Source organism: Cohnella cellulosilytica (assembly GCF_042431195.1).
Lineage (GTDB): Bacteria > Bacillota > Bacilli > Paenibacillales > Paenibacillaceae > Cohnella > Cohnella cellulosilytica.
Window position 1 is genome coordinate 19,655 of the sequence record NZ_JBHMDN010000004.1, and the last position, 23,855, is coordinate 43,509.

At 57.7% G+C, this 23,855-nt stretch carries 22 protein-coding genes; 2 read left to right on the plus strand and 20 right to left on the minus strand.

Going from position 1 to position 23,855, the window contains the following annotated elements; translation table 11 throughout:
- Positions 1 to 64 precede the first annotated feature (64 nt).
- Both ACFFT4_RS00885 and ACFFT4_RS00890 read right to left on the minus strand, forming a co-directional pair.
- Positions 65 to 1,957, minus strand: a complete 1,893-nt coding sequence (locus tag ACFFT4_RS00885) for an ATP-binding cassette domain-containing protein (protein ID WP_378044308.1) — start codon at positions 1,955 to 1,957, stop codon at positions 65 to 67.
- Positions 1,950 to 2,963 carry an energy-coupling factor ABC transporter ATP-binding protein gene (locus ACFFT4_RS00890; RefSeq protein ID WP_378044309.1) on the minus strand — a complete coding sequence of 338 codons (1,014 nt, stop codon included), beginning with the start codon at positions 2,961 to 2,963 and terminating at the stop codon, positions 1,950 to 1,952. Before ACFFT4_RS00890 ends, ACFFT4_RS00885 begins: the two co-directional genes overlap by 8 nt.
- 98 nt (positions 2,964 to 3,061) lie before the next feature.
- Here ACFFT4_RS00890 and ACFFT4_RS00895 point away from each other — a divergent pair, with 98 nt between their 5' ends.
- Together ACFFT4_RS00895 and ACFFT4_RS00900 are read left to right on the plus strand one after the other, a co-directional pair.
- Positions 3,062 to 3,718, plus strand: coding sequence for a biotin transporter BioY (locus tag ACFFT4_RS00895; protein WP_378044310.1), 657 nt, complete (start codon positions 3,062 to 3,064; stop codon positions 3,716 to 3,718).
- Positions 3,719 to 3,873: 155 nt separating this feature from the next.
- A complete protein-coding gene (locus tag ACFFT4_RS00900; RefSeq protein WP_378044311.1) occupies positions 3,874 to 4,482 on the plus strand; it encodes a hypothetical protein in 609 nt (202 codons plus the stop codon).
- Between the two features lie 177 nt (positions 4,483 to 4,659).
- Here the strand turns inward: ACFFT4_RS00900 and ACFFT4_RS00905 are convergent, their stop codons facing one another.
- The 18 genes from ACFFT4_RS00905 to ACFFT4_RS00990 form a co-directional block, all read right to left on the minus strand.
- Positions 4,660 to 5,079, minus strand: a complete 420-nt coding sequence (locus tag ACFFT4_RS00905; protein ID WP_378044531.1) for a YlbF/YmcA family competence regulator — start codon at positions 5,077 to 5,079, stop codon at positions 4,660 to 4,662.
- 107 nt (positions 5,080 to 5,186) lie between these two features.
- Complete coding sequence (gene miaB, locus ACFFT4_RS00910; protein WP_378044312.1) at positions 5,187 to 6,779, minus strand: tRNA (N6-isopentenyl adenosine(37)-C2)-methylthiotransferase MiaB; 1,593 nt, start codon at positions 6,777 to 6,779, stop codon at positions 5,187 to 5,189.
- A gap of 209 nt (positions 6,780 to 6,988) precedes the next feature.
- Positions 6,989 to 7,594, minus strand: a complete 606-nt coding sequence (gene pduL / locus ACFFT4_RS00915; RefSeq protein WP_378044314.1) for a phosphate propanoyltransferase — start codon at positions 7,592 to 7,594, stop codon at positions 6,989 to 6,991.
- Between the two features lie 79 nt (positions 7,595 to 7,673).
- Complete coding sequence (locus ACFFT4_RS00920; RefSeq protein WP_378044316.1) at positions 7,674 to 8,540, minus strand: 2-oxoacid:ferredoxin oxidoreductase subunit beta; 867 nt, start codon at positions 8,538 to 8,540, stop codon at positions 7,674 to 7,676.
- A gap of 1 nt (position 8,541) precedes the next feature.
- A complete protein-coding gene (locus ACFFT4_RS00925; RefSeq protein WP_378044318.1) occupies positions 8,542 to 10,278 on the minus strand; it encodes a 2-oxoacid:acceptor oxidoreductase subunit alpha in 1,737 nt (578 codons plus the stop codon).
- A gap of 182 nt (positions 10,279 to 10,460) precedes the next feature.
- Positions 10,461 to 11,408 (minus strand): dipeptidase, encoded by a 948-nt coding sequence (locus ACFFT4_RS00930; RefSeq protein ID WP_378044320.1) that lies wholly within the window; start codon positions 11,406 to 11,408, stop codon positions 10,461 to 10,463.
- A gap of 138 nt (positions 11,409 to 11,546) precedes the next feature.
- The gene (spoVS, locus tag ACFFT4_RS00935; RefSeq protein ID WP_027084382.1) at positions 11,547 to 11,807 is read right to left on the minus strand and encodes a stage V sporulation protein SpoVS; all 261 of its coding nucleotides are present in this window, start codon (positions 11,805 to 11,807) and stop codon (positions 11,547 to 11,549) included.
- Between the two features lie 414 nt (positions 11,808 to 12,221).
- Positions 12,222 to 13,016: a TIGR00282 family metallophosphoesterase gene (locus ACFFT4_RS00940; protein ID WP_378044533.1), complete on the minus strand. Its 795-nt coding sequence runs from the start codon at positions 13,014 to 13,016 to the stop codon at positions 12,222 to 12,224.
- A gap of 93 nt (positions 13,017 to 13,109) precedes the next feature.
- Positions 13,110 to 14,654 carry a ribonuclease Y gene (gene rny, locus ACFFT4_RS00945; RefSeq protein ID WP_378044321.1) on the minus strand — a complete coding sequence of 515 codons (1,545 nt, stop codon included), beginning with the start codon at positions 14,652 to 14,654 and terminating at the stop codon, positions 13,110 to 13,112.
- 253 nt (positions 14,655 to 14,907) lie between these two features.
- Positions 14,908 to 15,780: a regulatory protein RecX gene (locus tag ACFFT4_RS00950; protein ID WP_378044323.1), complete on the minus strand. Its 873-nt coding sequence runs from the start codon at positions 15,778 to 15,780 to the stop codon at positions 14,908 to 14,910.
- 124 nt (positions 15,781 to 15,904) lie between these two features.
- Positions 15,905 to 16,969 (minus strand): recombinase RecA, encoded by a 1,065-nt coding sequence (gene recA / locus ACFFT4_RS00955; RefSeq protein ID WP_378044324.1) that lies wholly within the window; start codon positions 16,967 to 16,969, stop codon positions 15,905 to 15,907.
- 763 nt (positions 16,970 to 17,732) lie between these two features.
- On the minus strand, positions 17,733 to 18,992 hold the full coding sequence (locus tag ACFFT4_RS00960) for a competence/damage-inducible protein A (RefSeq protein WP_378044325.1): 1,260 nt from the start codon (positions 18,990 to 18,992) through the stop codon (positions 17,733 to 17,735).
- Between the two features lie 55 nt (positions 18,993 to 19,047).
- Positions 19,048 to 19,626 (minus strand): CDP-diacylglycerol--glycerol-3-phosphate 3-phosphatidyltransferase, encoded by a 579-nt coding sequence (gene pgsA, locus ACFFT4_RS00965; RefSeq protein ID WP_378044326.1) that lies wholly within the window; start codon positions 19,624 to 19,626, stop codon positions 19,048 to 19,050.
- Complete coding sequence (gene rimO, locus ACFFT4_RS00970; protein ID WP_378044328.1) at positions 19,623 to 20,951, minus strand: 30S ribosomal protein S12 methylthiotransferase RimO; 1,329 nt, start codon at positions 20,949 to 20,951, stop codon at positions 19,623 to 19,625. Before rimO ends, pgsA begins: the two co-directional genes overlap by 4 nt.
- A gap of 84 nt (positions 20,952 to 21,035) precedes the next feature.
- Positions 21,036 to 21,527: a YajQ family cyclic di-GMP-binding protein gene (locus ACFFT4_RS00975; protein WP_378044330.1), complete on the minus strand. Its 492-nt coding sequence runs from the start codon at positions 21,525 to 21,527 to the stop codon at positions 21,036 to 21,038.
- Positions 21,528 to 21,638: 111 nt separating this feature from the next.
- Positions 21,639 to 22,496 (minus strand): RodZ domain-containing protein, encoded by an 858-nt coding sequence (locus ACFFT4_RS00980; protein WP_378044332.1) that lies wholly within the window; start codon positions 22,494 to 22,496, stop codon positions 21,639 to 21,641.
- Positions 22,497 to 22,552: 56 nt separating this feature from the next.
- Positions 22,553 to 23,323 (minus strand): DUF3388 domain-containing protein, encoded by a 771-nt coding sequence (locus ACFFT4_RS00985; protein ID WP_378044333.1) that lies wholly within the window; start codon positions 23,321 to 23,323, stop codon positions 22,553 to 22,555.
- A 222-nt stretch (positions 23,324 to 23,545) separates the two neighbouring features.
- Positions 23,546 to 23,800, minus strand: coding sequence for a DUF3243 domain-containing protein (locus ACFFT4_RS00990; RefSeq protein WP_378044335.1), 255 nt, complete (start codon positions 23,798 to 23,800; stop codon positions 23,546 to 23,548).
- Between the last annotated feature and the right edge of the window lie 55 nt (positions 23,801 to 23,855).

Here is a 23,855-nt window from a genome sequence, read left to right on the forward strand (position 1 = left end):
CCGCCGCCTTTGTGCCAGCGACTGCACCCAACGCTAACGGCTGGACAAATCCGCAATCCTCCCGTTAGCGGCGAAGCACAAACCACATTCCCAGCGCGAGCAGCAACGAGCCCGTCGCCAACCCGTAGTCTCGGGCGCGCCACCTCAGTCTCTGCGCCCGAGTTGCGGCACGGGTTCCGCCCACGCCCCGGCTCTCCAACGCCAGCGCCACCTCGTCTCCGAGCCGGAACAACGCCAACAGAAACGGAAGGGCCGTATCGCGCAGTTGGCGCCCCAGAGCAACCGGGCCGATCGCCAGCGTTTTCCCCCGGGCGCGGATGATCTTTGCAAAACGCTCCCATAGCTCCAGCAGCACCGGTACGAACCTCATAATAAGCGCTACGGCAAGAATTCCTCGCTGGACCCATACGGGGCTTTTTCCTCGGATAGTCGTTATCTGCTCCAGCGATCTTCTGAGCGACAGCGGCGACATCACCAACGGGATCGCAAGGCCGAGCAGCAAAATCAGCATCGTCCGCATAAACGTAAACAGCGTATCCGCAAAAGCCTCCCCGCGCATCGCCCAATCGCTTCCCGCGCCCGAAGCGAAGATCGCCGATGTTACGACGGAGAACACCGCGTAATTGACGATGAGCATGCGCCAACGCCGCAGGGAGACTCGCCCGGCAGCGAGCAGCCCCAGCACAACCGCTCCCCCTGCCGCGAGTCCGGGCCAGTCCTTCAAAGCAAACAACCCGAAGCTGATCAGCACATACGCCAGCCAGACCGAGCGCGGATCGAAGCCGGCCAGACGATGCCGCTTCCCTCCGGGACGCATGCCCCTCTCCCGCACTTTCTCGGCTCTCTTCCCCTCTTCTAACTTTCCCTCTCCGCCAACCTTATGTTCTTCTCCAGCCTGTTGCTCTCCCTTAGCACAACAATCTTCTTCCGTCTCCCGGACCAAACCTTGAGTAGGACCATCGCTTGAACGCTCTACCCTCGCCCTCCATCCCTCCGCCGCAGCCACCGGATCGAGAGTCAGCTCCGCGGGAACGCCGCTGCGCCACATCCGATTGGCCGCTTGCAGCCATTCGGGCACCCGCATGCCCGCTTCCGCCAGCCATTCGGGATGCCGAACGAGCTGCTCCCGACTGCACAGCCGCAACGTTCCGGCCGCATCCAGCAGAAGCACTTCGTCGGCGAGCGGTAGCGCCCAGTCGGAATCATGCGAGACCAGCACGATTCCCCGGCCCTCGGCACGCAGATCCCTCAGCTTAGCCGCAATCGTTCGATGCCCCTCCCCGTCCAGTCCGGCCGTCGGCTCATCAAGCAGCAGCCAAGGCGCCGGTGCGGCAAACACCGCGGCCAACGCCGTCCGTCTCCGCTCTCCGCCGCTCATCAGATAAGGATCGCGCTCCAGCCATGCCTTGCTCTCCCAGCCTACGGCGTCCAGCGCCTCCCTGCTGCGTTCATCGTTATCCCCTTCCGTCAGGCCGTATGGCCGCAGCGAATAAGCAAGCTCGTCGCCGACGCTTCTGGCAAACAAGCCTTCCTCCGGCGCCTGGCTCGCATAGCTGTAGCACAGCAGCGCTTGTCCGTTTAAACCCAGCCCGCTTCGGCGAAAACGGCTACGCTTCCAGAGCGCGTCCGATCCGTAGGCCGTCAACACGCCTTCCGGCGGGCGAAGTCCAGCCATCTTCTCCAGCAGCGTCGACTTGCCCGCTCCGTTCGCACCCATCAGCAGCACGATCGTTCCCGGGGCGAACGTCAACCCGTCGGGCCGGCACGCCTCGATCCCTTCTTCGCCCCGCCTCCACGGAATCCCATCCAGTCGCAATGAAATGGCATCCAACTTGGCGGACGCCGCTTTTCGTTTTTCCATTTGCTGCGTCCCTCCGAGTACCGCCAACCCTTCCTGCTCCGGCACCGCCAACGAAATCGCGCCCGGCCTGGAGAACGCCGACTTTTGCCTATCCATTTTCCAAGCTCCCCCATACCGTCCGCCATTCCTGTTCCGTCACCGGCAGAGGATCGCTCAGCTTGCCGAGTCGTCTCAGTTCCAGCGCCAGCTCCATCAGATAAGGCAGTCTGAGCCCGACACTGAGGCAAGGGGATAATGGCCATACGTCGCCAGAAAGCTGCCCCCTTTGTTCTCTTTGTTCCCCTTGTTCCCTTTGTCCTCTTCCAGTCCCGCCCCCCGCCGTTCCGTACAAAAACTCGCGGCCGCGGCCATCGAACGCAAGGCTGCCTGCTCCAACCGCAATAACGCGATCGTCCGGCCCCAGCTCGTCGAGCCGCTGGGTAACCCAGACGACCGCCGTCCCGCTCGCATGCAGCTCCCTGACCCTGCGCATGACCGCGTCCCGGTTGTCCTCGTCCAGCATCGAGGTCGCCTCGTCCAGCACCAGAAGCGGCGAAGGATACGCCGTCGCCGCCGCGACCGCCGCCATCTGCTGCTGACCTCCCGACAGCCGCTCCCACGGCTCGTCCGCCAAAGCCGCCAAGCCCGCTCTATGTATCGCTCGCTCCGCATACGCCGCAATCCGATCCGCCGCCACGCCCCGCCACTCCAGCGCGAACACGACCTCTTCGCGAGGCGTTTCGCCGAACAGCTGCGCCTTCGGCTGCTGCAGCACGATCGGACTGACCTCGTCGTCGCCCGCGAAACCGCGGCGCACGCTGCCGCTCATGCTCTCCGGCAGCAAGCCGGCCAGCAGCCGGGCCAGAGTCGACTTCCCGCTCCCGTTAACGCCGACAACCGTCACCCATTCCCCCGGCGCCAGCGTTAACGTCGCCTCTCTCAGCCTGACGGCCGGTTCGGCCGCCTCTTCCTCTCCGCCAAACACCGTCACGCGCTCCAGCTCGAGAGGAGCCAGGCCGCCCAAGCCCCTCGAGACCCTTGCCCCTCGCCCTGAACGCTCGCTTTCGGCAGCAGATTCCTGAATTTCAATCGGAGCGCTCGCTCCGGCTTGATTCCCCGTCACTTCAAAATCCCTCTTTTCAAGCGGACCAACTCATGCTACAATCTCAATTGTTAACCAACACCACGAATACAGGTTAACATTTAGGAGGCTTTTTGACAATGTCGAATTCATCAACACCACCCGCTTCATCCGAATCCTCATCTCTAACCGCTGCTCGCCGCTCCAGCCATTGGGTTCGAGGAATCGTCTACATCGCCTTGTTCGGCGCCCTGTTCATCGCCGGCAGCTTCATTAAGATCAATCTCGGCTTCACGCCGGTCCCAATTTCGCTGCAGCAGTTCGCCATTATGCTGGCGGGAGGCTTGCTCGGCGCCGTATACGGCTTCTGGAGCATCTTTCTCGTCGTCGCCCTGACCGCCATTGGCCTGCCGCTGATGAACGGCTCCGGAGGCATCGCGCAAATCACCGGCCCTACCGGAGGCTTTATTTGGATGTTTCCCATATCGGCCTTCCTCGTCGGCTGGGCGACCGACCGAATTTACGGCCATGCGAAGAAAATCGGCCGCGCCCGCCAGCTTCTGCTGCTGATCGCGATCTTCGTCTTCGGTTCCTTGATCGTCTACATAACCGGCGTGCCTTGGCTCGCGCATGTCGTGGACAGCGATAAGTACGACACCTTCTCCGGCGCGCTGAGAGCGGGCATGTACCCGTATTTGCCGGGCGATGCGATCAAGGCGGTCGCGGCTGCGCTGATCATTCTTGCGCTTCGTCCCGTCCTGCCGCGCGTACGCCCTTCAAGCAAATCGGGCCGCTAGTTCAAGCCGCGTCCGATTCAACGACTCCCCCCGCATTGCGGGATGGGAGTCGTTTTGCGTGATTTCGGGGCGATGATACAAACAGGCCGTTCCTCCCTCGCATACTGTGAAAAGATTCATTAGTTTTCTTGTCCTGAAGGAGCGTGCCTTATTCTATGGCAAGCGGTCGAGTCGATTTATTTATCGCCAAGCTGCCTCTTCACACCGTCGTGCTCACCTTGAATTGCTCGGAAACGGCCTCCGAGCTGCTGTCCATCCCGCGCAACGCGAAGCTGACGCTAAAGCGCGGCAAAGTCAAGCAGCAGATCCAACTGCAATTTCTCGAAGGGCGGGAGTGCTTCGCCGACTTTATAGAGATGAACTTCGCGCTCGCTCGTCAGTTCCAGCTTACCGCCTTGCGCAGATACACGCTTACTTACAATCCGGGCGACCAGTCGCTAACGATCAGCCCCTCCCCCCACAGCGAGACGGCCGCCTTGATCGCTTCCGGACCGGTTTCCGCAGGAACGCTTTCCGTCGGTTACGAGCTGCTGTCCCGGCTTGGCATTCCCGAGCGCCAGGGCTCGGTGATCAAAGTCCGCAGCGGCAAGAACCTCGCCAAGCTCCGCCTGCACGTTCCGGCCAATCTATCGGACGACCGGCTCCGCTTATCCTCGCAATGGCTGCAGAAATGGAAGCTCTCGCCCAATCACAATCACCAGGTGCAGTTCGATCAGCGCAACTTTACGCTAAGCATCGCTCCCCTGCCCGGCTCCGGCCGCTAACTGCGTGCGGAAGAAGGAAGGAACCGTCTCAGCGCATCGCCCCCCCTCCAACGACAGCCGGGCCGCGAAAACCGAAAAAATGGCGGGACAGGGATACTTATCTCCCTGCGCCGCCATTTCCGTTTTTTTCAGCCGCCGATGATCTTCGAGCCTTCTCGCCGTTCAACCCTGGCCGGCTTAGTCGCAAGTCTCCGGATCTTCCGCCGGCTTCGCCGCCTCCACCTCGATCTTATCCGCTACCGTATCGCGAATGATCGAGATGATCGATTGCAGCATATAATTAACGTCCACCTGGCTTTGCTGGAACTGCTGCACGATCGGAATGCCGTCGAGCTCGTCCTGAAGCACGCTGATCTCCGCCTCGATCTTCTCGACCATGGCCGGATTCTTGAACGTGTTCTGGAAGGCGACAAGCTCCTTTTGCTTCTTCTTGATCTGCGCGATCAATCCCTGAACCCGCTCATGCGTCTGAATCCGCTTCTCCGCCTGCTGGTAGACGCCGACCTCCTCGGTCGTCGTAATCAGGTTGGCCAATTCGCGAGCCCTGCTCAAAATATCCTCGCGAACGATAAGATCGCGATTATCGAAGGACGGCATCGAGTACCCATCCTCGTGATGATGATCGTGGTCATGATCGTGACCGTGTGCATGTGACATTAACCTTTTCCTCCCGGCTCTTGTCTTGTCTCTTCATCCAATCCGTTTCATCCCGCCTGACTCGGAACCGCAGGCTCTTCCACGACTTCCGCCTTCAGATACCAGGATTGCGCGGCCGCGATTTTCACCCGCACGAACTGCCCGATCCATTCCTTGTTTCCTTCAAAATGAATCAGCTTGTTCGAGCGGCTGCGACCGGAAAGCACGTTCGCCTTGTTCTTGCTCTCTCCCTCTACCAGCACCTCCACCACTTGACCGACAAGCGACTGATGGTGCCCCAGCGACAGCTCGCCGATTACTTCGTTCAGACGGGCAAGGCGCTTCTGCTTCGCCTCGTACGGAACGTTATCGGCCATATCGAACGCCGGCGTGCCTTCCCGCGGCGAATAAATATAAGTGTAAGCGGACGTGATTCCCGCCTGCCGCACCAGCGACAGCGTCTCCTCGAACTGCTCCTCCGTCTCGCCCGGGAAGCCGACGATAATGTCTGTCGTCAGCACCGCGTTCGGAATTTCCCGGCGAATCTTCAGCGCCAGCTCCAGGAAGCGCTCCCTCGTATACTTGCGGCTCATCCGTTTCAGCACTTCCGTGCTTCCCGACTGCATCGGCAGATGAATGTGCTCCACCAGGTTGCCGCCCTTGGCCAACACCTCGATCAGATGATCGTCAAAATCGCGAGGATGCGACGTCGTGAACCGAATGCGCGGAATGTCGATTTTGCGGATATCGTCCATCAGATCCCCGAAGCGATAGTTCCGGTCCTCGAAATCCTTGCCGTAAGCGTTCACGTTCTGTCCCAGCAGCGTAATTTCCTTAAAGCCCTGGCGCGCCAGATCGCGCACCTCCGCGATCACGTCCTCGGGCAGCCGGCTCCGCTCCTTGCCCCGCGTATACGGAACGATGCAATACGTACAGAACTTGTCGCAGCCGTACATAATGTTCACCCAGGCGCGCAGTCCTTCGGTCCGCTTCTTCGGCAGGTTTTCGATGATGTCGCCTTCCTTGGACCAGACGTCGATCACCATTTCCTTGCCAAAATGAGCCTCCTGCAGCAGATGCGGAAGACGATGAATATTGTGCGTGCCGAAAATAAGATCCACATGCGCATGCTTCTGCATCATCCGGTTTACGACGGACGCCTCCTGGGACATGCAGCCGCACACCCCGAGAATCAGCTCGGGACGCTGCTGCTTGAGCACCTTCAGATGGCCGAGCTCGCCGAACACCTTATCCTCCGCGTTCTCCCGCACCGCACACGTATTGAGCAGAATGACGTCCGCGTCCATACGGTCCTCCGTCGACTCGTAGCCCATCTCCTCGAACAGCCCGCGCATCACTTCCGTATCGTGCTCGTTCATCTGGCAGCCGTACGTGTAGATCAAATATTTTCTCCCGACGCCAAGCGCCTTCAGCTCGTCGGGCACGGCGTTGTCGTAGAGCACCTTGACCGCTTCCTTGCCGCGCTGCTTCTCCTGCCGATAGTTCGGTTCGGAGACAATGTGAATATCCCGTCCGTTCAGACGGATCGTGCGGCCGCTCTCATCCTCGGAAATGACTTTGGCGCCGGAGAAGTCAAAGTATTTGCTGTAATCCTTGGCCTGGCCTGCCTGCTTCGACCTGTTGGAGGCCTCCTGCGTCATTCGAATCTCACTTCCCTCTATGATCAATTCCGTAATCGCATCGACAAATTCAAACGAAAGCATCAATAAAAAATTATAGCACAACGCAGGCTTTGAATCCATGGCGACGCGAAAATCCGCCAAGCTCGACAGAAGACCTTCCCTGTCATGGAAGCGGAAGGTCTTCGTTCGCTTATTCGATTGGCTCCGGAGGGATCGGGACCTTGCGATTATTCCACGATTTCCCCGATGTCGCCGGTATTTACGCCGGCCGCGTTGCCTTCGTCCGTATCGATATGCATGTCGAGCGCGAAATTGTCCGACACGCGGGCGACGACCTGTTCGAACACGACGCCGCGATCTCCGCCGACTCTCACCTTCAGCAGCTGCTTGTTCCGAATTCCCCAGCGCTCCGCGTCCGATGTGTGAAAATGAATATGGCGGGCCGCGACGATGACGCCTTTGTCGACCGTCACCTCGCCCGCAGGACCGACGATGCGAATGCCCGGCGTCCCCTCTATATTGCCGGACTCGCGCACCGGCGGGTTTAATCCGAGCGCGAACGCGTCCGTGCGGGATACCTCCAGCTGCGTCGCCTTGCGGGCCGGTCCGAGAATGCGCACTTTAGGAAAAGAGCCTTTCGGTCCGAAAACGGCGACCGTTTCGTTCGCGGCGAACTGTTCCGGCTGCGACAGCGGCTTGAATTCCGTCAGCTTCGCGCCTGCGCCAAACAACGCTTCCACATGCTCCTGGGATAGATGAATATGGCGGGCCGATACGCCTACGGGCACTTTTTTGCTCTCCGCTCCACTCATGAAAAACCCAACCTTTCTCATAAACTTGTCTCCCCCAGTATAACGCAAGAAGCGCGCGGGACAAACCCGCGCGCCACGTTTTGGCGGCCCGAATCGGGCCTTATTTGAATTCCGCCAACAATTTGTCAAAGTCTTCGCGCGCCAGCGTCAAATCCTGCTTCGCCAGTGCCTCCGTGCCGAATCCGACGGCCATATCCTCGTACGACTTGCGCTCCTTGTTCTGATAGATCAGACCGGTCAGCATGCCGTGCGTCTCCATGATTTTGTTCATCGCCGCGATGCGGTTGGAGGGATCGTAATCCGGGAATTGATCCAGGTTAACGATATTCTCCTTGAACCAGTCGTACGTATTGATCTTGTTAAACGTCACGCACGGGCTGAACACGTTGATCAGCGAGAAGCCCTTGTGCGCCAGCCCCTGCTCGATCAACGAAGTCAGCTGCTTCAGATCGCTCGAGAACGACTGGGCGACGAACGTGGCGCCGGCCGACAGCGCGATCTCCAGCGGCGACAGCGTCGTCTCGATCGAGCCTTCCGGCGTCGACTTCGTCTTGAAGCCTTCGGCGCTGCGCGGCGAGGTCTGGCCCTTCGTCAGTCCGTAAATCTGATTGTCCATAACGATGTACGTAATGTCCAGGTTGCGACGAATCGCGTGAACCGTATGTCCCATCCCGATCGCAAAGCCGTCCCCGTCGCCGCCGGAGGCGATAACCGTCAGCTCGCGGTTCGCCAGCTTGACGCCTTGGGCGATCGGCAACGCGCGTCCGTGAATGCCGTGCAAGCCGTACGCATTAATGTATCCGGAAATCCGGCCCGAGCAGCCGATGCCCGAGATGACCGCAAGCTGTTCCGGTTCCAGGCCGATGTTGGCCGCAGCCCGCTGGATCGCCGCCTGCACGGAGAAATCTCCGCAGCCGGGACACCAGTTCGGCTTGACATTGTTGCGGAATTCTTTGAATGTGGCCATCTTAGATCAGCTCCTTGCACGCTTTATGGATTTCCGAAGGCAGGAACGGCGTTCCGTCGTACTTCAGCATATTGCGGATTTTATCGTGATAGCCCAGATGAAGCTTGATCAGATTGGCCAACTGCCCTGTCGCGTTGTTTTCCAGCACGACGATTTGCTTGGCCGCATCGAGATGAGGCTTCAGCAGCTCGCTCGGGAACGGATGCATCTGGCGGACCATCATCTGGTTCGTCTTCACCCCGTCCTCCGTCAGCCGCGCGCGCCCCTCTTCGATCGTCCCGCCCGTCGATCCCATCGAGACGATCAGCAGATCCGGATTCGCGTGGGCCGCGTCAACCTTGATCGCGTCCGTGATGCGCAGATCCGAGATTTTGCCGAGGCGTTTGTCCATCATTTTCTCGCGGTTAAGCGCGTTTTCGGAAGGCCGGCCTTCCTGATCGTGCTCGACGCCCGTCACGTGATGAATGCCGTGCTTTGCGCCCGGCAGCACGCGGGGAGAAATGCCGTCCTCGGTAAACTCGTAGCGCTTGAACAGACGATTGTCTTCGTTCGGAGGCAGCTCCCCGGTCACGAGCTTCCCGCGTTTAATGGAAATCCGCTCGTAATTGAGCGGCTCCGACGTCTGCTTGCCTAGCGACAGCTGCAGATCCGTTGCGACAATGACGGGAATCTGGTACTCTTCCGCCAGGTTAAAAGCCTCGATCATATCGTAGAAGCATTCCTCGATCGTGCTCGGCGCCACGACCAGCTTCGGAATTTCTCCGTGCGTGCCGTTGATGAGCGCGTTGATATCGGACTGCTCCTGCTTTGTCGGCAAGCCCGTGGAAGGCCCGCCGCGCTGCGTATCGACAATGACCAGCGGCGTCTCCGTCATGCCGGACAGGCCGATCGCCTCCATCATCAGCGACAGCCCCGGACCCGCGGAAGCCGTCATCGTGCGGACGCCCGCATAGTTCGCGCCGATCGCCATCGTCACCGCGGCGATCTCGTCCTCCGTCTGCACGACCGTGCCGCCGAACTTCGGCAGCTTTTTAATCAAATATTCCATAATTTCGGACGCCGGAGTGATCGGATACGCCGACATCAGCCGGCAGCCGGCCGCAATCGAACCGAGCGCAAGCGCCTCGTTGCCGATCATGAACAGCTTCAGCTTGCCGTCCGCGTCCTCCAGCTTGAATTCGTCGAGCGGGCCGCCCGCCTGCTCCAGAACGAACTCCGCGCCGCGGCGCACCGCTTCGACGTTTTTCTCGACGATGGCCGGGCCCTTGCGTCCGAACTCTTCTTCAACCGCTTTATTGAAAATTTCCATGGGCAAACCAAGCAGCCCCCAGGAAGCCCCGGAAGCGACCATGTTTTTCATGAGAGAGGTGCCTAGCTCTTCGGCGATGGCCGTAATCGGTACTGCGAATAGTCGCGCTTGCACGCCTTCCGGGATCGTCGGCGAGAACTTCGCATCCGCGACAACAACGCCTCCGGGACGAAGCTCGCCCGCATTCAGATCGATGCTCTCCTGGTCGAAGGCGACCAGAATATCCAAGTCGTCGGATATCGCCCGAATCGGTGTCGTGCTGATACGGATTTTGTTGTTCGTGTGTCCGCCCTTGATCCGCGAGGAAAAATGCCGGTACCCGTACAGGTAGTAACCCAGTCGGTTGAGGGCAGTGGAGAAAATCCGGTCCGTGCTCTCCACGCCTTCCCCTTGCTGGCCGCCAATTTTCCATGACAGTTGACTGATCACAGTGCCCATCTCCTCTTAATCTCTGGTTCGTCCAATTTCGACAGATTTACCCAATGATATTTTATTACCCGTATAAATCTTATGTTTAACGAACGTAAAATGCAAGACATATTCGCTCACCCAACACATAACAGTTTGCGATGAAAACGTTCCCAAATCGAGAACGATTTTCCGCAAACAGTTCAATTAGGTAGATTTGTCATCAGAAACCGAATGGCATTGTTCTCCATAATATCTTGTACGAAAGATTCCGGATAACGTTTCAACATCGCCTCGGTGAGCTCCGCATACCGCCCCGGATGCTCTAGCCCCTGCACATGACTGGAAATGCCGTCGAAATCGGAGCCGAACGCAATATGCTTCTCTCCTCCCAGAGCGCACACATGGTCCACATGCCGCAAAACGTCCTCGACCCGGGCCCGCTCCTCCTTTGCCGCAAACCAGGGGACGAATGTAATCCCGATCAGCCCGTTCGCCCGAACCATCGCCCGAATTTGCTCATCCGTCAAATTTCGCGGATGATCGACGATCGAGCGCGCATTGGAATGCGAGGCGAGGAACGGACGGGTTGCCTGCTCGGCCAGCTCCCAAAACCCACGGTCGGACAAATGGGACACATCCAATAGAATGCCCAGATTTTCACATTCCGTAACCAACTGCCTCCCGGCTTTCGTAAAACCGCCGCCTCTCGGTTCCATGGCCCCGTCGCACGCCCAGTTCGCATGATTCCAGGTTGGCCCGAGGAGGCGCAGCCCCAGCCGGTGCAGCAGCCTCAGCATCCACATTTCTCCCCGCAAAGCGCCCACGCCCTCCAGCGAAAACAACGCGCCGATCCGCCCTTCCCTGCCGGCGGTCTCGAGATCGGCGGCGGTGCGAACCAGCTTAAAGCCCGGCGTCGTCAAAATCTCGTGCCAGAACAGCTCCGCCCCCCGGAACACCGTCTCCGGGTGATGTGCCATCTCCTCCGGCAGGAACAGCGGAAATACTTGAAGACCGACGCCCCCCTGCCGCAGCCTTTCCGGAGTCGCGTCGAACAGCGCGTTGTCGCCGGACTGCGTCTCCCGCCAATGAACTCCCGGATTCTCCAGCAGCTTGCACAGCACATCCGCATGCAAATCCACGATCCTCATGTCCAGTCCCCCTAAGCATTCATTCCGCTTCACTCGCACAGACACAAAAAAACCTGTCGCCTCGATTATGCGCCGCTCGGCAGCGCGCCGAATCGTTCGCATGATCAAACAACAGGTCAACAGCCGCGCTCAGGCGGATTACCTCGGCTCTACGATCAGCTTAATCGCCGTCCGGTCCTCTCCGTCGATCACAATATCCGTGAATGCCGGGATGCAGATCAGATCCACGCCGCTGGGCGCCACGAAACCGCGGGCGATCGCCACCGCTTTGACCGCTTGATTCAGCGCCCCGGCCCCGATCGCTTGCAATTCGGCCGCGCCTCGCTCGCGAAGTACGCCCGCCAGTGCGCCTGCTACGGAGTTTGGATTGGACTTTGCGGAAACCTTTAATACTTCCATGACCAGTACCTCCTCTTATGACAACCCGCCTATCCGGCTCATCGGTTGCATCGGGAATCTATCGGAAATCGAAGGATGGGCCCACTAAGGCATACTTATTCGGTAACCCGCCCGATAATTCCTTCTTTTCCCGCAAGGCACAGTCACGAAATGTCCGACAATTCAGACTACGTTCCCACTTCGGCCACACAACGATCCGGACCATGGTCCCGCTTCGGTCATACGATGGATCCAGACTACGATCCCGCTTCGGCCAACCGCATCCGCTCCGGTCACACGACGGATTCAGATTACGATCCCGCTCCGGTCATACGACGGCTCCAGACTACGATCCCGCTTCGGCCAATCGCATCCGCTTTGGTCACACGACGATCCGGACCACGGTCCCACTTCGGCCAACCGCATCCGCTTCGGTCACACGGCGATCCAGGAGTCCTCGTCCACGCTAATGTTCTGGATCTTAACGGCTTTCCCTGTCGCCTCGTCGATATCCGCGAACACGCCGTTCAGCGTCCACTTGCCCTCGGCCACCGTAAAACGTCCCGGCATCCCCGTAATAAAGCGCCGCAGCACCGTTTCCTTCTCCATCCCCAATACGCCGTCGCGCGGTCCCGTCATGCCCGCATCCGTCAAATAAGCGGTTCCTTCCGGCAAAATGCGCGCATCGTTCGTCTGCACATGCGTGTGCGTTCCGACGACAAGCGACGCATAGCCGTCCAGGTGCCAGCCCATCGCGATTTTCTCGCTGGTCGCCTCGGCGTGGAAATCGACGAGCACGCATTTCGTCTGCCGACGCAGCGCCTCGATCTCCTCCTCCGCCGTCCGGAACGGACATTCCGCCGGCGGCAGGAACGTGCGTCCGATCAAATTCACGACGCCCAGCTCCTTGCCCCCGACTTTTACGATCATACTTCCGCGGCCTGGCGTGCCGGGCGGCAAATTGGCCGGGCGGACCATCCGCGGCTCGTCGTCGATAAACTCGAAAATATCGCGATTATCCCAAGTGTGGTTGCCCATCGTAATGCCGTGCACCCCCCACTCGTACAGCTCGCGCGCGATCGACGCGTTGATGCCCCGGCCGCCCGCCGCATTTTCCCCGTTCGCGATAATCACATGCGGTTGATACTTATCTTTGATCCAGGGGAGCAGCCGCTTAACCGTATCTCTTCCCACATTGCCGACGATATCGCCGATAAACACGACTTTCATCTCATTCACGCTCTCTTTCCTTCACCCTATAAAAGGGAAAAAGCGGCTGCGTGTTGCCGCAGCCACTTCTCAGCCTTCCCTGCATTCCGTGCCTTATTTGGCGTATTCGACCGCGCGGGTTTCGCGAATGACCGTAACCTTGATGTGTCCTGGATAATCCAGTTCACCTTCGATCTTCTTCGTAATATCCCGAGCGAGACGGAACGCCTCCGTATCGTCGACTTTCTCCGGTTGAACCATAACGCGCACCTCGCGTCCGGCTTGGATCGCGTAAGACTTCTCGACGCCGTCGAACGACTCCGAGATCGCCTCCAGCTTTTCGAGCCGGCGGATGTACGTCTCCAGCGTTTCGCGGCGAGCGCCCGGGCGGGCTGCGCTAAGCGCATCCGCGGCGCCTACGAGCATCGCGATAACCGAAGTCGCTTCCTCGTCGCCATGGTGAGACGCGATACTGTTGATAACAACGGGATGTTCCTTGTATTTCTTGCCCAATTCCACGCCGATCTCGACATGCGAGCCTTCCACTTCGTGGTCGAGCGCTTTGCCGATATCATGAAGCAAACCCGCTCGTTTGGCAAGCGTAATGTCTTCTCCCAGCTCCCCGGCCATCAGACCGGTCAAGTAGGCGACTTCCATCGAATGCTTCAGCACGTTCTGTCCATAGCTCGTCCGGAACTTCAAGCGGCCGAGAATTTTGATCAAATCCGGATGCAAGCCGTGAACGCCCACTTCGAACGTCGCCTGCTCGCCATATTCCCGAATCCGTTCGTCCACTTCTTTGCGGGATTTCTCGACCATTTCCTCGATGCGTGCCGGATGAATTCGTCCGTCCGCCACCAGCTTCTCGAGCGCAGTCCGGGCAATCTCCCGGCGAATCGGATCGAAGCCCGACAGGATAACCGCTTCCGGCGTATCGTCGATAATGAGATCGATACCCGTCAACGTCTCCAGCGCGCGGATGTTCCGGCCTTCCCGACCGATAATCCGTCCCTTCATCTCCTCGTTCGGCAGCGCCACGACAGATACCGTCGTCTCCGCCACGTGATCCGCGGCGCAGCGCTGGATGGCGAGCGAGATGATGTCCCGCGCTTTCTTGTCGCCTTCTTCCTTCGCCTGCTGCTCGATTTCCTTGATCATCTGAGCCGTCTCGTGGCGCACTTCCTGCTCCACGCTTGACAGGATAAGCTGCTTGGCGTCTTCCGTCGTCAGATTGGATATCCGCTCCAACTCGGAAATCTGCTGCTTATGCAGCGCTTCGATCTGGTCTTGAACCTCTTCGACTCGCTTCTCTTTGTTGGCGACTTGCTCCTCTTTGCGTTCCAACGCTTCGAGCTTGCGATCCAGCGACTCTTCCTTCTGCAACAGCCGCCTTTCCAGGCGTTGAATTTCGTTGCGGCGCTCGCGAATATCGCGTTCCGCTTCGTTACGGAGTTTGTGCACCTCGTCTTTGGCTTCCAGCACCGTTTCCTTGCGTACCGCTTCCGCTTCCTTCTTAGCCGCTTCCACGATCTGTACCGCAGCCGTTTCGGCGCTGGAGATTTTGGCTTCCGCAATGGATTTGCGTACGACATAACCGATCCCAAAGCAAAGGACGCCAACAACGAGAACGATCAAGATCCAGATCCATGCGTCTATCATGGTCTCTCACCTCCTCGTTGCATCACCAAGGCAACCGCTTGGGGATACTTATTCAATTGATTTTCCGGTTTCCAAACCGTTTAATTACGTGTGAACAAAGCAAATAGTGTCGTAAAAACGCGCTCCGAATCGCTTCTTGGAAGGAAAAAGCGGTCAGAGTGGAAGATGGAATACAAAATCATTTTATCTTTTGCGAAATTAGATTGTCAAGCAAGGACCGATTGCGAAGGCGCGTTTTTTATAAGCGGGCTCCTTAAATATCCAGATCGTAACTGTCCTGGAATCCTTCGTCCGATTCGTCCGCAAGCGCCTCGCCCGATTCATCCGCCGCCTGCTGCGCCGCCATCCTCGCCAGAGCGCTCGGAAAGCCCCTGCGTAGCAGTATGCCCATTAGCTTCATTTTTCGTTCCCGGTCGTTGCCTTTCGTCGCCGGCCAACGCTTGCGGGCCAAGGCGAGCGCCGCTTCCCGTTCCACCTCTCCGTCGAGATCGCCAATCGCACGCTCTACGTCCTGACGGTCGACGCCCCTCTGCAGCAGCTCCTGCCGGATCAGCATCCTCCCCTTCCGCTGCCCGGCCGCCCTCTGCTCCGTAAACCTCTTGGCATACGCCGAGTCATCCAGCATCTTCCTCGACCGCAGGCGCTCCACGCAGGCTTCGATTACGTCCGCCGCATAGCCTTTGCGCTTTAACGCCCGAGACAGCTCCGCCGTCGTCCTCGGCCTTCTCTCCAGCATAAGCATCGCCGAACGGTACGCCTCCTCTTTCGCTTCATCTTGCCTGAGCGTTTCGACTTCGTCCGCCGTCAATTTGCGATCCTTCAACAGCCGCCAGCCCACCAACGTATCCTCATGCACGGTAAGCACCGTCTCTTCCGAACGCTTCGCCGCCTTCGCCCCGGCAATCAACTCGTCCACTTCGAAGTTCCAATCTTCGGAGTTCCTATCTTCGGAGTTCCTGCTTTCGGCCCCTTCCTTTTTTCCGGCGAACTCATCCTCGCTCTCCAAAGTTACATCCAACTTCAACGTCACCCGATACATTTGAGGCTTCTTCGGATGGGACTCGATACCTGTAACAACCGCTCCTTCGATTGACATCTGCTCCTGCTCCTGCTTCTCCCTATTCATCCGTTATGCTCCTCCTCTCTCTTCCTGTATGACCATAACGCAAAGGGCGGCATCCGATATGCCGCCCCCCGCTTATATTCGATTGATCTGCTTTCCGATCGTACGTTACAGTTCTTCTCGTATGTTACAGTTCTTCGGCGAATTCGGAGTCGTCTTCATCCTCTTCCTCGGCGGATGCGGAAGCAGACTGGCTCGCCACTACAGAAGAACTAAGCAGCAGCTCCCGGATCTGGCTCTCAATCTTGTCCGAGATTTCCGGATTATCCTTCAAGTATTGCTTCGCATTCTCGCGACCTTGGCCCAAACGTTCGCTATTATAAGAGAACCATGCGCCGCTCTTCTGGATAATATCCTGCTCGGTGCCGATGTCCACGATGCTGCCGACCTTGGAAATGCCTTCGCCGTACATAATATCCACTTCCGCTTGCTTAAACGGAGGCGCTACCTTGTTCTTCACGACCTTGATCTTCGTCCGGTTGCCCACCACGTCGTTGCCTTGCTTGATGGCCTCTACGCGGCGCACGTCGAGACGTACGCTGGCATAGAACTTCAATGCCCGTCCGCCAGGCGTGACCTCCGGATTGCCGAACATAACGCCAACCTTCTCGCGGAGCTGGTTAATGAAGATCGCCAAACACTTCGACTTGCTAATGGCACCGGACAGCTTGCGCATCGCCTGGGACATCAGACGAGCCTGAAGACCGACGAACGAATCGCCCATATCTCCTTCAATTTCCGCTTTCGGAACGAGCGCGGCCACCGAGTCGATGACGATGATGTCGACCGCGCCGCTGCGCACGAGCGCTTCCGCGATCTCCAGCGCCTGCTCGCCCGTATCCGGCTGAGAAAGCAAAAGCTCATCGATATTCACGCCCAAACTTCTCGCATACATCGGGTCGAGCGCGTGCTCCGCGTCGATGAACGCCGCCGTGCCGCCGGTCCGTTGAACCTCCGCAATCGCGTGCAGCGATACCGTTGTTTTACCGGACGATTCCGGTCCGTACACTTCTATAATCCGCCCGCGCGGGTAGCCGCCGATGCCAAGCGCGATATCGAGCGCCAGCACGCCGCTGGACACCGTCTCTACCGCACGCTGGGCGCTCTCTCCCAACTTCATAACGGAACCTTTACCGAATTGTTTCTCGATCTGGCGCAAGGCCATGTCTAATGCGGCGCGACGATCCGACAACACACCCACATCCTTTATCTCTTTTGATAGTTTAATCATACCGCTTTTCTATTCGTTTGCCAAGCATTTTAGGAACATTTGTTCGATTTCTTTGCAAAAAAGAACCGCAGCAAAGTAATCTTCGCTACGGTTCTTCCGCAACTTTCTAGTAAACTTTAACATAGCGCCCCGACGGTTGACAACCCTCGACAAATTTTTGTCACAATTATCCCTCTCGCTCAGCTCATCCATACCGACGATCCCTCTCCAGGCAGCCTTTTGGCCAATATCCCCTTCGTTCAGACAGGCTATCCTCTTCGTCCACCCGCTTACATTGTACCGAGCAATAAGTGGCCCTAACCGCTAACGCCCCACTTCCCCCTCTGAGCAAAAGGGATAATGGCCATAAGCGCCGAAACACGACGCATTTCCCCACACGCCCTCTGAGCAAACGGGATAATGGCCATAAGCGCCAAAACACGACGCACTTCCCCACGTCCTCCTGAGCAAACGGGATAATGGCCATAAGCGCCAGAAACACGGCGCACTTCCCCACACGCCCTCTGAGCAAACGGGATAATGGCCATAAGCACCAAAACACGACGCATTTCCCCACACGCCCTCTGAGCAAAAGGGATAATGGACATAGCGCCAAACGCGACGCACTTCCCCACGTCCTCCTGAGCGAGCGGGATAATGGCCATAAGCGCCAAAACGCGACGCACTTCCCCACGTCCTCCTGAGCGAGCGGGATAATGGCCATAAGCGGCCTCCCTGCCCCTATCTAACCGCCCAGTTGTCCCGAAAGAGACTGCCAGAGCATATAGAGCGCACGTTTCGTAGCCCGCAGCCGGATGCCCTCGCGGTCGCCCGACAGCTGCAGCTTCTCCACCCTCGTCTCCCGCCCCCGCTCAGCCAAGCCAACGTAGACGAGGCCGACGGGTTTGTCCTCCGCCGCGGCCGGCCCGGCATTACCGGTAACCGACAGCGCGAAGTCGGCGTCCATGGCCGCCCGCACGCCCTCGGCCATCGCCTGAGCTGTCTCGGCGCTGATCGCCCCCGGCGCTCCTTCTCCCTCCAGCAATTCCTGCGGCACGCCGAGCTGCCGCATCTTGACTTCGTTGCTGTAGGAGACGATACCGCCCCGATAAACAACCGCGCTGCCCGGAATCGTCGTCACCAGCTCCGACACCATGCCGCCGGTACAGCTTTCCGCCAGCGTCAACGTAAGCTGCCGTTCGGTCAGCAGGCGAACGACCGTCGCCTCGATGGGCACGTCCTCTTCCGCATATAGAAAAGCCTTCGTCCGAATACGGATTTCCGTCAGCGTCGCCTCCAGCTTGCGGGCAGCCTCCTCGGCATCCACGGCCTTCGTCGACACCCGAACGGCGACCTCCCCTTCCTTCGCGTAAGGAGCGATCGTGGGGTCCTGCTGTGCCTGGATCAGATCGAGCAGCAGATCTTCCAGCATCGACTCCCCGATGCCTGCGAATTTCAACATGACGGAATGAAGCGAATTTGCCGCACCCAAGCGCTCCCTCAGCCAGGCCGAGCCGTCGTTGTTGAACATCGGCTTCATCTCCCGCGGAGGCCCCGGCAGGAGCAAATAAGAAATTCCGTCCGCGCTCAGCGCGTTGCCGACGGCCAAGCCCATATCGTTGCGCAGCGGCGTCGCGCCCTCGATCAGCAGCGCCTGCCGGCGGTTGCTCTCGATCAGCGCGCTTCCCCGGTCCGCGAACAGCTTCATGATCTTGTCCATCGTCGGCTCATGCAGGCTGATCCCTCTGCCCAGAAACTCGGCAAGGGCATCCCTCGTCAGATCGTCCTGTGTCGGTCCGAGCCCGCCCGTGAACACGAGCAGGTCCGCCCTGCCTTTGGCGATACCGATCGCTTCTATCAATCGTCTCTTGTTGTCTCCCACCACGGTCTGGTAATAAACATCAATGCCCAGCTCTGCCAACCCGCGCGACAGATACTGGGCGTTCGTGTTCACGATTTGACCGAGGAGCAGCTCCGTACCGACGGCGATAATCTCTGCTCTCATACAACCGCACCCCATGCGGACCGGAAAAAGCGATCGTTCTATCGCTAGAAGCCGCTCAATCCGATACCGGAATCAAATTTTTATTTTTTACGAAGTAATCGACGCCCGAATACACGGTAATAAGCACGGCCGCCCACACGACGACGAGGTCGATGCGCAGATCGATGAAGTTAAACGGAAAATTGTTCAGCAGCAGCACGATAATCATCGTAATCTGAATCGCCGTTTTCCATTTGCCCCATTTGCTCGCGGCCATCACCGCGCCCTCCAGCAGCGCGACCTGCCGAAGCCCGGTTACCGCCCATTCGCGGCTGATGATGATAATCGCCACCCAGGCGCCCAGCTTCTCCATTTCGACCAAGGCGATCAAGACGGCGGCCATCAGCAGCTTGTCCGCGAGCGGATCGAGCAGCTTGCCGAGATTTGTCACGATTTTGCGCTTGCGCGCGATATAGCCGTCCAGTCCGTCCGTGCTTGCCGCGATAATGAACAGCAGCAACGCGCACACCTGGTTGTAAGAAATCGAATACTCGCCGATCGTGAGCGACCCCAGATTCAACTTGACCAACAGGAAAATCGTGACGATCGGCACGAGAAAGATTCTGACAAGCGTGATCCGGTTCGCTAGGTTCACGCGATTCCCTCCCCTGACAAATCGTACTCATAAGCGTGGGTGATCCGAACTTTGCCCATTTGACCAATCTCCACGGGACAGTTCGAGATGAACACTTCCCCGTCCACTTCCGGAGCGTCGTATTGGCTGCGTCCGATATAGACGTCGCTGCGCCCGTCGTAGCGCTCGACCAGCACGTCGATCGTGCGTCCAACGTATTTGGCCGCATTCTCTTTGGCCACCTCCCGCTGAATTTCCATCAGCGTATTGGCCCGGAACTGCTTCACTTCATCCGGCACCTGATTCGGCAGCCGGTTCGCCGGCGTATCTTCCTCCTGGGAATAGGTAAATACGCCCAGCCGATCGAACTTGACTTCCCGAACGAAGTCGCACAGCCTGGCAAACTCTTCTTCCGTCTCTCCCGGGAATCCGACGATCATCGACGTGCGCAGCGCCACATCCGGGATGCGCGCGCGGATTTTGCCGATCAGCTCGCGTGCGTCGCGCTGCCGGCCCGGCCGGCGCATCCTTTTCAGAATCGCGTCCTCGCTGTGCTGCAGCGGCATATCGATATAGTCGCATACCTTCGGATTGGCCGCGATCGTCTCGATCAGCTCGTCCGTGAAAAAGCCCGGATACGCATAGTGCAGGCGCACCCACTCGATGCCCGGCACTTCGCTCACCCGGTTCAACAGCTCCGGCAGCCTGAATCCTTCGTACAGATCGGTGCCGTAATTGGTAGAATCCTGCGCGATCAGGCTGACTTCCTTAACGCCTTGCTTCGCGAGACTCTCTACCTCGGCCAGCACGGATTCGATAGAACGGCTGCGGAATTTGCCCCGCATAATCGGAATGCTGCAGAACGTGCACGCGTTATCGCAGCCCTCCGCGATCTTGACGAACGCCGTATGGCGCGCCGTGCTCAGTATTCTCGGCATCGCCTGCTCGTAATTGAACACGGGATTGCCTACATAGACCGGCTTCGTGCCGCGCAGCGCCTCGTCGATGATGTCGTTGATACGGTAAAAATCGCCCGTCCCGACGATCCCGTCGATCTCCGGCATCTCGTCCATCAATTCCTTCTTGTACCGCTGCGTCAGACAGCCCGACACGATTAGCGCTTTCAGACGGGAGGTTTCCTTCAGCTCCGCCAGATTCAAAATCGTGTTCACCGACTCCTCCTTCGCAGCGTCGATAAACCCGCACGTATTGACGATAACAACCGTCGCGTCCTCCGGCTTCTCTACGAGCCTGAAGCCTCTTTGGTGAACGAGTCCCGACATGATCTCGGAGTCGACCAAGTTCTTCTCGCAACCCAGCGTGACGACGCTGACCTTCTCAACCATCGATGACTTCCCCCAAACGTACGTCCGTTGTCATATCCCCAACAGTATAAACGAACCCGCCAAACGGTGTCAAAACAGCGGCAGTTAACGATAATTCGTAAATTGCAGCTCCATCGGCAATCCCGCTCCCTTGAGCAGCGACATGATCGATTGCAAGTCGTCCTTGCTCTTTCCCGTCACCCGGAGCTGATCCCCCTGGATCTGGCTTTTGATCTTCAGCTTGGAGTCGCGGATCAGCACGTTGATCTTCTTCGCGTTCTCCTGATCGATGCCTTGTCTGAGCTTGATCACCTGACGCACCGTGCCGCCGGAAGCCGGTTCGATCTTGCCGTAATCGAGGTTCAGAATCGGCACCCCTCGTTTGATCATCTTCGACTGAAGAATGTCGACGACGCTCTGAAGCTTGAAGTCGCTGTCGGAGGTCACCGTCAACTGATCGTTTTCCAATTTGATGTCGCTCTTGCTCCCTTTGAAGTCGAAGCGCGTTTCAATTTCCTTCAAAGCCTGCTGAACCGCGTTGTTCATCTCCTGCATATCCACTTTCGAGACAACGTCGAACGAGTATTCCGATGCCATGTGATCCTCTTCCTTTCAGCTATTGCCCATTTATGGCTTTATTATAGCATGAGTGCCCCTCGTGATTAAAACAAAAAGCCCTCTGCAGAAGGCTTTTTGCGTTCCAACGCTCTATTGCGCTCCACCCTCGGCATCCGCAACGGGAGTGAAAATGTACTTCGTCGAGCCCGCGGCGTTGCCGTCGTCGAACGTCGCGTCATCCACGAAAAATTCGACCAGATCGGTTCGGCCCACGTTGACGTACAGCGGCATATCCAAATCAAACGTGAAATCTTCCGCTTGGGTCGTGGTTTTGGTCATCCGCGTTTTCCCGTTTTTGGTTTTCTCTCTCACTTCAAACCAAACTTTACCCGTAATTTTGAGCTTGAGCTGATGTCCTCCGGCCGGAGTCACGTCGTAATAATTCACGTTTCCCTTTTTCTCCTTGAAGGTCAGCGTTACCGGTTCGGTCGACGGCGACTCGGGCGCCGTCTCGGAAGGCGTATCGCTCGACGATGCCGGAATCGTATCGCTGGGAGAAGCCGTCTCCGTCGAGATCGACGGATTGGGGTTCAGCTCTTTCGTATCGGGGTCCTTGTTGTTGGTCCAATAAATATAAATGACTGCGGCGATCAGGATCGGAAAAGCCCACATCAACAGCGACACGGCGACTTTCCCCCACCGGTCGTTATGCTGGACGCTTCTGCGTCTGGGTTTGATCATCGGCTCGGGAATAACCGTCTCCGAAGAAGGGGGCTGCGGCAGCTCCTTATGGTAGAGGCGAAGCACCTCTTCCGCATCCAGTCCGACCGTCTCGGCATACGTTTTCACGAATGCCCTTACGTAAAAAGAACCCGGGAGCACTTTATATTCGCCCGTTTCGATCGCTTCCAGGTATCTTTTGCGGATTTTCGTATACTCTTGGATATCGTCCAGCGTATAGCCGCGCTGCTCGCGCGCTTTACGCAGCAAAGCGCCCAAATCGGACATGCCTCTCACCTCCCGGCGTTCTCGTTCTTCTTTTTTTATGCGATCGGCTCATGGAATCAGAAGTCGTCCCCAAGGCCGACCGTCGTAAACTTCTCGTATGTAATTTCCTCGTCCGGCGTATTGCGAAGCTCCACGATGCAATCGAAAACGTCGTAGTCGAACCGGGATTCCCTTACGAAAATATCCGGATGCTCGATCACCTTGGTCGAGGACATGCCCATAATCTCCTGCAGCAGCGTGTGATGCTTCTCGTTGGAGCGGATCGTGCTGACGATCCCGTCGATAATAAACACGTTGTTCGGATTCATCTCGTCTTCGGACAGCTGGCTTCTGACGGTCTGCCTGAGCAAGGTCGAGGAGACGAAAGCCCACCGCTTGTTGGCGCATACGCTGCCCGCAATGATCGATTCGGTCTTGCCGACGCGCGGCATGCCCCGGAGCCCAATCGTCTGGTTCCCTTCCTTTTTGAACAGCTCTCCGAGAAAATCGACCAGAAGTCCCAATTCGTCCCGCGTGAACCGGAACGTCTTTTTATCGTCGGAATCCCGTTCGATGTAACGGCCGTGGCGCACGGCCAAAATATCGGTCAGCCTGGGCTGGCGCAGCTTGTTGACGGTAATGTTATCGACTTTGCGGAGCATTTTGCCGAGCAGCTCGATTTTTTCTTCGTCGTCGGTTTGCAGGAGCATTCCCCGCGTGCGGTCTTCCACTCCGTTGATGGTCAGTATGTTTACCTCAAGCATCCCAAGCAATGAAGCGATATCGCCGAGCAGACCCGGCCGGTTTTTATGAATTTTGTATTCCATGTACCATTGTTTGGGTTCCATCCTGCACCTCATTCAAAATACGGAAAAATACCGGATATAGAAAATGCGAGTAACCATTGTTCCGTTTTATTTGCTCTTCTCCTTTATTCTACAACGGTCCTCATTATCCTGCAAAATAAAACGGATTATTACTTCCAAAGTCCTATAAAGTTTGAAAATTCGACGTTCGCCTCTATGTACAGAAAAGCCCCCACGCGGAGGCTTTCCGAGCTATGATCCGGCTTAAGTGCTGCTGTCCGCCAGCTTGACCATCAATCGGGCCATCGTTTTGCGCTCCGATTCGTCGCCGACATCCCAGAGCTCTTTCAGAATCCGCTGCTCTTCGTTTTTCGGATCGACCTTCTGATCCAAAAACTCGCCGATTTCATAAGCCAGCTTAGAAATGGCGTCCTCATTGATCCCAAGCTTCTTGGCCGCTTCCACGCGATCGCCCAAAAACTTCTTCCAAGTATCGAAATTGCTGAGTACGGTTGACATTTGAGCAGCCTCCTTGCGGGTTGAAATAAAATCGCCCAACGCTAATTTGTCCCGA